The sequence below is a fragment of the Halanaerobium salsuginis genome, assembly GCF_900114545.1.
Taxonomy (GTDB): domain Bacteria; phylum Bacillota; class Halanaerobiia; order Halanaerobiales; family Halanaerobiaceae; genus Halanaerobium; species Halanaerobium salsuginis.
Genome location: NZ_FOTI01000085.1, coordinates 1 through 2485, shown reverse-complemented (window position 1 = coordinate 2485; position 2485 = coordinate 1). Strand labels below are relative to the sequence as shown.

The 2485-nt window shown below is 34.5% G+C and carries 2 protein-coding genes; both read left to right on the top strand.

The features are described from left to right. The first annotated feature begins 133 nt into the window (after positions 1 to 133). Positions 134 to 1645 carry an IS21 family transposase gene (istA, locus tag BMZ74_RS14215; RefSeq protein ID WP_245750905.1) on the top strand — a complete coding sequence of 504 codons (1512 nt, stop codon included), beginning with the start codon at positions 134 to 136 and terminating at the stop codon, positions 1643 to 1645. Continuing rightward, complete coding sequence (istB, locus tag BMZ74_RS14210) at positions 1638 to 2387, top strand: IS21-like element helper ATPase IstB (protein ID WP_089862860.1); 750 nt, start codon at positions 1638 to 1640, stop codon at positions 2385 to 2387. Before istA ends, istB begins: the two co-directional genes overlap by 8 nt. Positions 2388 to 2485: the final 98 nt, after the last annotated feature.

The window sequence follows — 2485 nt, the reverse complement described above, 5'->3', positions numbered from 1 at the left end:
TGCATATACTAAACTAAAAGTATACCAAAATTAATGGTCTGCTAAACGAAAAATGTACCATTCTATCACCGCCTCCTGTATAATTGATTTAACCACAAATCATATTATGCGGGAGGTAAGAAAGGTGATAGAAATGGCACAATATAATTATATTAGATTTTTGTATTTTAATCAAAAGAAAAGCAAAAGAGCTATTGCTCGGGAAACTGGATTACACCGAGATACGATAACCAGAGCAATTGAGAATCCAGAGCAAAAGTACAGACTAAGTACTGAAAGACCACAGCCAGTAAATGGAGATTTCAAAGATCGAATAAAAGAAATGGTTAAAGCTAACCATGAAGCTCCTAAAGGTCAAAAACTAACAAAACTTAGGATGTATGAATTAATCTGTGAAGAAGATTATCCTGGCAGCTACTCTTCTTTCACATATCAGTGCAGAAAATCAGAAGATGAACTACATATTCACCAGCAGGAAGCATACCTTAAATTAGTTCCAATTAGCGGTTCGCTCCAGGTAGACTTTGGTGAAGTATACTCTGTTAAAAAAGGTGTCCCTGTCAAACAGCATGCTTTCTGTGCTAAATTATGTTCTGGGAAAGGTGAATTTGTAAAAAGCTATCCCAGAGAACAAACAGAATTCTTTTTTGATGGCCTCACTTCGGCTTTTAAGTTCTTTGGTGGTATACCTAAAAAGATAATTTTTGATAATCTTAAACCTGCTGTTAAAAAAGTACTTACAGAACAGGAGCGTATACTGCAGGAGGAATTCATTAAGTTCCAGTCTTTCTACTGCTTTGAAGCAGAGTTTTGTGGACCTGGTAAGGGGAACGAAAAAGGCTTAGTTGAGAACTTAGTTAAGTATGTCCAGAATAATTACTTTTTACCCAGACCAGAGTTTATCAGTTATGAGGATACAAATCAGATGCTGATTAAAAAATGTTTAAAAAGACTGAGAACTAAAAAGCATCTTGGTGAAACCTGGGAGAAAAGGCTCCTTGCTGAAGACTTTCTTCCCTTAAAAGAAATTTATGAATATGCCCGAATTAAAGATGTTAAAGTTAACAGCTATCAGCTGGTTCACATAGATACTAACCGCTATTCTGTACCGACTGAATATGTTGGCAAGAGGCTGCAGGCTAAGCTTTATCCATTTAAAATCAAGCTTTTATACAAAGATAAAGTTGCTGCTGAGCATGAGCGATTATTTGGTAAGAACAAAGAAAATCTTAATCCCTATCATTATCTGAGCCTGATTAGAAAAAAAGCAAGAGCTTATGAACAGGCCAAAGTGATACAGGACTGGGATCTACCACCTATTTATGCTGAGTATCATAGAATGATTCAGGCTCATCTAAGATCTAAATCTAAGGGAACCAGAGAATTTATTGATATATTAAAGTTGACCAGAGAACATTCAGTAAAAACTATTGCTAAAATACTAAAAGAACTGGATCAGAAAAACAGATACAGCTATCAAGATGTATTAAGTGTACTTCGCTGTCAAATTCAGTGTACCAGTGGTACAGAGTATTTAGCAGATGAAATCTTAAAAGATTTAAATATTGATCACATCCACACCACTTACCTTCCTTTAAGTGAGTATGATACTTTACTAAGAAGGGATGGTGAGATAAATGGATGATAAATTGAAAGAAAAACTAAAGTTCTGTCGTCTACCAGGTATGGTAGAATGCTATGATGATACCTTAAAAGAAGCTAAAGATAACAACTTGAATCATGAGCAATTCTTCAATAATTTAGTTGAACATGAAGTCATCATGAGAGAAAACAACAGATTTAATAGGCTATTAAGACAGGCTAAGTTCCCAAGTCTAAAGACAATCGAAAAGTTTAATTTTTCTGATGCTCCTTTTATATCAAAAACAGAAGTTATGAAACTATTTAGCTGCAAATTTATTGACCAAAAAACCAATGTCCTGTTTTTAGGATCTCCAGGTACTGGAAAGTCGCATTTAATGGTATCTATAGGTGTTGAAGCCTGCAGACAGGGTAAATCAGTTGGATTCTTTACTGCAGCTAGTTTATGCAATCAATTAATTGAAATGCAGGAAGAACAACAGCTGCTGAAATTCTTAAAAAAGATTAACAAGTTTGATTTATTACTTATTGATGAATTAGGCTTTGTTGAACTATCAAATCAGGCTACTCAGTTAATGTTTCAGATCTTTTCTGAAAGATATGAAAAGGGATCCATATTTTTAACCAGCAATCTTGAATTTGCTGAATGGGCTAAAGTCTTTCATGATGAAAGAATGACTGCTGCAATTATTGATAGATTAATTCACAACAGCAAAATTATGTTATTTAATGGACCAAGTCATCGACTTTTAGACCAGCAGAAGAAAACTAAAAAAGACCAGTAATTCAACTACCTAAGGAGATAACTTCTTCTCCTTCTTTTTTAGCTAGGTGGTACACAATTCGATTGGTAGGGTGGTACATTTTTCGCTTGACAAAAGCA